Consider the following 6,058-nt stretch of genomic DNA (forward strand, 5'->3'; position numbering starts at 1 on the left):
CGCCGGCGGTGACCACCGCGCCGGCGGTGACCTTCCGGGCAGTGCCGTTCAGCGGAACTTGGCGTTCGGAACGACCTGCAGGTCGCTCGGCAGCGAGCCGATGTAGTCGGCCAGCGACTTCAGTTCGACGTTGGAGAACGGCTTGGCCATGCCCCCCATGATCGCGTTGCCGCGGCCCACGTTGGGGTTGTTCTCGGTCTTGTAGGCCTTGAGTGCCACGAACAGGTAATCCGCATGCTGGCCGGCCAGCTTGGGATAGGTCCCGTCGATCGGCTTGTTCAGGCCCTCGCCGTGGCAGGACGCGCAGTTGCCCTTCTTGAGCAACTCGGCCACGGCCGCACTCGGCGCCGGGGCGACTGCCGTCGAGGCCGGCGCCTGGTGGCTGGCGTAGAACGCAGCCACATCGGCGATGTCCTGGTCCGACAGCGAGCCGGCAATGCCACGCATCGTCGGGTGCTTGCGCTCGCCCTTCTTGTAGGCATTCAGCGCCGACATGATGTACTTGGCGCCCTGGCCCGAGATCATCGGCACCTGGTGGATTTCAGGGAAACTCGCGCGGTAGCCCGGGATGCCGTGGCAACCGATGCACATCGCGGCCTTCTTCTGCCCGCTGGCTGCATCACCTGCCGGGTTGTCCTGAGCATGCACGGAAGACACACCGGCTGCGAGTGCGAAAGCGACCGTGGCGATTAACTGTTTGCTCATATGGTGGTTTTGATGTCGATCAAGCAAAAACGCCGCGAATTATAGATTCGCATCAATGGCTTCCGGACCGTTTTCGGGCCTCCGAAAAACCAGTCGATGCCCTGAAACCACATTCTCCCGTCCACCGGTTCCGCTGTCATCCGGGCAGCTACCATGACACTCCCCCCGGTTTTGAGCACAATCGATGCAGCGGCGCCTTTGCCGCAAGTCTGGGAATGGCCATGACCCTCACCGAACTGCGTTACATCGTGGCGGTCGCCCGAGAGCGGCACTTCGGCCGGGCGGCAGAAGCCTGTTTCGTGTCCCAGCCCACGCTGTCGGTGGCCATCAAGAAGCTGGAGGAGGAGCTGGAGATCAAGCTCTTCGAGCGTGGCGGCAGCGAGGTCAGCGTCACCGCGCTGGGCGAGGAGATCATTCGCCAGGCCCAGGCGACGCTGGAGAGTGCGGCGTCCATCAAGGAAATCGCGCGCCGTGGCAAGGATCCGCTGGCAGGGCCGCTGCGGCTGGGCGTGATCTACACCATCGGCCCCTACCTGTTGCCCGATCTGGTGCGCAATGCCATCGCACATGTGCCGCAGATGCCGCTGATGCTGCACGAGAACTTCACCGTGCGGCTGCTGGAAATGCTGCGCACGGGCGAGCTGGACTGCACGATCCTGGCCGAGCCCTTCCCCGACACCGGGCTGGCCATCGCACCGCTCTACGACGAGCCGTTCATGGTGGCGGTTCCGCGGCACCATCCGCTGGCAGAGCGGACCTCGATCTCCTCGGCCGAACTCAAGCAGCAGACGATGCTCCTGCTCGGCACCGGCCACTGCTTCCGTGACCATGTGCTGGAGGTCTGCCCCGAATTCGCCCGCTTCTCCAGCGACACCGAAGGCATTCGCAAGAGCTTCGAAGGCTCGTCGCTGGAGACGATCAAGCACATGGTGGCTTCGGGGATGGGCATCACCGTGGTTCCCCAGCTGTCGGTGCCGGTGGACCATGACACGCCGGACCACCCTTCGCTGCTGCGTTACCTCCCGTTCAGCGACCCGGTACCGACCCGCCGGGTGGTGCTGGCCTGGCGGCGCTCCTTCACGCGCTATGAGGCCATCGCCGCGCTGCGCAACGCCGTCTACCAATGCCCGCTGCCGGGTGCGCGCCGCGTGACCGACTGATTCAGCCGGCCTTTTTCGGGCAGCCGATGCACATCGCCGGCTCAAGCTGACGGAATCGGTGCCGAAACCTGCAATGGGGACATGGCCTGACATGTCCGGTTGCGAGTTTCCCGATGCCCCCCTCCCCGAAAACGAACCGATCTTCCTCGACGGCGCTGCGGCGTCGCGAGGCAGAGCGCCGTCGAGCCGATCGGCGGAGTTCGGTCCAGTCCTCCGAGGCTGCCGTCGATGCCCGCGTGCGGCTGCGCCAGCATGCCGCGGTCCTGCGCACGCTGCCGTGGATGGCCAGCATGTCGCTGATGAACGCGCTGCTGCTGAGCTTCACCGCGTCCCCCCAGATCCCGCAGACCTGGCTGCTGGTCTGGCTGACGGGGATCGTGGCGCTCACGCTGGCGCAGCTGCAGTTCTGGTTCAACCACCGTCGACAACGTGCCACCGCCGTCTCGCCCCGGCGCATCACCAGCTACGACCTGCATGCCGCGCTCATCGGCACGGTCTGGAGCCTGGCGCCAGGCTCCCTGGTCTTCGACGGACAACCTGCCCACCAGCTCACCATCGGCCTGTCGATGGTTGCGATGCTGAGCGCCGGTGCGTTCACGCTGCTGTCGATGCCGCGGGCCATGTACGCCTTCACCGGTGCGCTGAGCCTGGGCACACTGGCCAGCTATGTGGGCTGGGGCTCCGGCCTCCAGACCTACGGCGTGGTGCAGTGGATCGTGCTGACGGGGCTGGCGATCGGCGCGTCGCGCGGAGTGCGCCGCAACCTGCAGGCGCGCGTGAGCGCCGAGGTCAAGGCCGAACACCAGAACCAGCTCATCGGCCTGCTGCTGCGCGACTTCGAGGAGCACGGCAGTGACGTGCTCTGGGAAATCGACTCGACCGGCCGCCTCAAGCACGTCTCCAAGCAGTTCGCTGGCGCGCTGGGCCTGACGGTGGAAGACCTCAACGACCATTCGCTGCTCGCGCTGCTGGCCGATCTGCAGAAAAAGCTCAGCGAGACCGACCGCGAATCCGCCAACACCCTGCACGAGCGCCTGACCCAAGGCCATCCCTTCCGCGACGTGCTGCTGCCGATGGTCATCCAGGGCAAGCAGCGCTGGTGGTCGATGACCGCCAAGCCGCTGGTGGACGAACGCGGCAGCGCCATTGGCTGGCGCGGCGTGGCCCGTGACGTGACCCAGGCCCGCATCGCCGACCGCCGCCTGGCCTGGCTGGCGCACTACGACACACTCACCGGGCTGACCAACCGGGCCCATTTCCGCGTGCTGCTCGAAGGTGCATTGCAGAACAGCCGCACGCGCCTCAGCCAGGGTGCCGTGATGTGCCTCGACCTGGACGGCTTCAAGAACGTCAACGACACCTTGGGCCACGCCACCGGCGACGCGCTGCTGGTCGAGGTCTCGCGGCGCATCAAGGACGCGGTCGGGCGCAACAACGTCGTGGCGCGGCTGGGCGGCGACGAGTTCGCGGTGCTGCTGCGCTCGGTGCGCGAGGAGGCCGAGATCGGCACCACCGCCCAGCGCATCGTCGACGCCATGCGCGCGCCCTGCGAGGTGATGGGCGCGGCCGTGCCGGTGCGGGTGAGCATCGGCATCGCGCGCTTCCCGCAGGACGGCACCACCGTCGACGAGATGATGCAGAACGGCGATCTCGCCCTCTACGACGCCAAGGCCAATGCCACCGGCTCGATGCGCTTCTTCGTCGCCCGGCTGGGCGAGCAGATCCGCCGCCGGCTGGTGCTGGAGCGCGATCTGCGCGAAGCGATGGAGAAGAACCAGCTCTCCCTGCACTACCAGCCCAAGGTCAGCCTGCACGACTGGGAGGTCATCGGCTTCGAGGCCCTGCTGCGCTGGAACCACCCGGAACACGGCGCCATCACGCCTGCCGAGTTCATCCCGGTGGCGGAGGAAAGCGGCCTGATCCTGCCCATGGGCGAATGGGCCCTGACCGAGGCCTGCTGCCAGGCCGCACGCTGGCCGGATCCCCTGCAGGTGGCGGTCAACATCTCGCCCGTGCAGGTGATGGCGCAGAACCTGCCCGAAGCGGTGCAGCGCGCGCTGAGGACCAGTGGCCTGGCACCCGGCCGGCTGGAGCTGGAGATCACCGAATCGGTGTTCATCAACGACAACCGCGGCACGGTGGAGCGGCTGCACGCGCTGCGCCGGCTGGGCGTGCAGATCGCGCTGGACGACTTCGGCACGGGGTATTCCTCGCTGGCCTACCTGCGCCGCTTCCCCTTCGACACGCTGAAGATCGACCGCGCCTTCGTGCGCGAACTGCTGATCAGCCGGGACGCCCGCTCCATCGTGCGCAACATCCTGGCGCTGGCCAAGTCGCTGCGCATGTCGACCGTGGCCGAGGGCGTGGAGGAGCCGCTGCAGATCAACGTGCTCGAAGCCGAGGGCTGCAACATGGTGCAGGGCTACTTCGCCTCGCGCCCGATGCCGGCCGACCAGGTGCTGGAGTTCGTCCTCAAGTGGCGCGAGCGCGACCGGCCGCAGCGCCCGCGCGAGCTGGAACTCGAAGACACCCGCACCGCCGAGCTGATGCCCTCGCTGCCCGAAACCATGCTCTGAGCCCGGCGCCAGGAGGTGGTGGCGCGAGACAATCGCGTCCATGAACGCCACCTCCCACCGCCCCGCCGACCGGCTCGCCCTCTACCTCGACCTGATCCGCTGGAGCCGGCCGGCCGGCTGGCTGCTGCTGCTGTGGCCGACACTGGCCGCGCTGTGGCTGGCTGCCGGCGGGTTCCCGGGGCTGCACCTGCTGGCGGTGTTCACGCTCGGCACCATCCTGATGCGCAGCGCCGGCTGCTGCATCAACGACGTCGCCGACCGCGGGTTCGACCGCCACGTCAAGCGCACCGCGCAGCGCCCGGTCACCAGCGGCGCGGTGTCCGTCAAGGAGGCGCTGGCGGTGGGCGCCGCGCTGGCGCTGGTGGCGTTCGCACTGGTGCTGGGCACCAATGCGCTGACCATCGGCTGGTCCTTCGGCGCACTGGCGGTGACGCTGGTCTACCCCTACGCCAAGCGCTTCGTGTCGATGCCGCAGGCGGTGCTGGGCGTGGCCTTCAGTTTCGGCATTCCGATGGCCTTTGCGGCGACCCGCGGCGAGATCCCGCTGCTGGCCTGGGGGCTGCTGGTCGGCAACCTGTTCTGGGTACTGGCCTACGACACCGAATACGCGATGGTCGACCGCGACGACGACCTGAAGATCGGCATGAAGACCTCGGCCATCACGCTCGGCCGCTGGGACGTGGCGGCGATCATGGCGTTCTACGCGGTCTATCTGGCGGTCTGGGCCTGGCTGGGGATACAGGCCGGTCTGGGTGCGCTGTTTCTCGCAGGCATCGCAGTCGCGGCCGCGCAGGCGCTGTGGCACTGGACACTGATCCGCGACCGCACACGCGACGGCTGCTTCCGCGCCTTCCGCGCGAACCACTGGCTGGGCGCGGCGGTCTTCGCGGGCATCATGCTCGATCACGCGCTGCGCTGATCGCCCACCAGGCGACGCGCCATCGCCAGGGCCGCCACCAGGCTCGACGCATCTGCCAGGCCGCGTCCGGCCACGTCGAAGGCCGTGCCGTGGTCCGGGCTGGTGCGCACGAAGGGCAGGCCCAGCGTGACATTCACGCCCTGCTCGACCCCCAGGTACTTCACCGGAATCAGCCCCTGGTCGTGGTACATCGCCAGCACCAGGTCGAACTCGCCCGTCCGCGCCCGCATGAACACCGTGTCGGGCGCGAAGGGGCCGCGGGCGTCGATGCCCTCGGCGCGTGCCGCGGCAATGGCCGGCGCGATGACCTCGATCTCCTCGCGGCCGAACAACCCGCCCTCGCCTGCGTGCGGATTCAGCCCGGCCACGCCAATGCGCGGTGCCGGCTGCCCCCAGCGCGCGGCGCTCGCATGGGCGATGCGCAGCGTGGACAGGACGGCGTCGAAGGTCACCCGCTCGATGGCCTCGCGCAGCGCGCAGTGCACCGTCACCAGCACCGTCTTGAGTTCCTCGTTGGCCAGCATCATGCGGACGTCGGCCGGCCGGCCGTGGGCCGCGCTCTCGGCAGCCAGCATCTCGGTGTGGCCCGGATACGGCTCGCCCGCGGCGAACAGCGCCTCCTTGTGGATCGGCGCCGTGACGATGGCGGCCACCTCACCTCGGCTGGCCAGCGCCACCGCGTCGCGGATGCAGGCGGC

General features: G+C 68.3%; 5 protein-coding genes. 3 read left to right on the plus strand and 2 right to left on the minus strand.

Going from position 1 to position 6,058, the window contains the following annotated elements; all coding sequences use genetic code 11:
• Nucleotides 1–48 precede the first annotated feature (48 nt).
• Nucleotides 49–705, minus strand: a complete 657-nt coding sequence (locus AB3X43_RS15135) for a c-type cytochrome (RefSeq protein ID WP_369430695.1) — start codon at nt 703–705, stop codon at nt 49–51.
• A 221-nt stretch (nt 706–926) separates the two neighbouring features.
• Between AB3X43_RS15135 and AB3X43_RS15140 the strand changes: the two genes are divergently transcribed.
• The 3 genes from AB3X43_RS15140 (at nt 927) to ubiA (ending at nt 5,360) form a co-directional block, all read left to right on the plus strand.
• Complete coding sequence (locus AB3X43_RS15140) at nt 927–1,865, plus strand: LysR substrate-binding domain-containing protein (RefSeq protein WP_369430696.1); 939 nt, start codon at nt 927–929, stop codon at nt 1,863–1,865.
• Between the two features lie 113 nt (nt 1,866–1,978).
• A complete protein-coding gene (locus AB3X43_RS15145) occupies nt 1,979–4,441 on the plus strand; it encodes a putative bifunctional diguanylate cyclase/phosphodiesterase (RefSeq protein ID WP_369430697.1) in 2,463 nt (820 codons plus the stop codon).
• A 40-nt stretch (nt 4,442–4,481) separates the two neighbouring features.
• On the plus strand, nt 4,482–5,360 hold the full coding sequence (gene ubiA / locus AB3X43_RS15150) for a 4-hydroxybenzoate octaprenyltransferase (protein WP_369430698.1): 879 nt from the start codon (nt 4,482–4,484) through the stop codon (nt 5,358–5,360).
• Here ubiA and pdxA read toward each other — a convergent pair.
• Nucleotides 5,345–6,058: 4-hydroxythreonine-4-phosphate dehydrogenase PdxA (gene pdxA, locus AB3X43_RS15155; protein ID WP_369430699.1), on the minus strand; the 714-nt coding region annotated here is incomplete at its 5' end. The genes ubiA and pdxA overlap by 16 nt on opposite strands.

The sequence above is a fragment of the Sphaerotilus sp. genome, assembly GCF_041083715.1.
GTDB lineage: Bacteria > Pseudomonadota > Gammaproteobacteria > Burkholderiales > Burkholderiaceae_C > Sphaerotilus.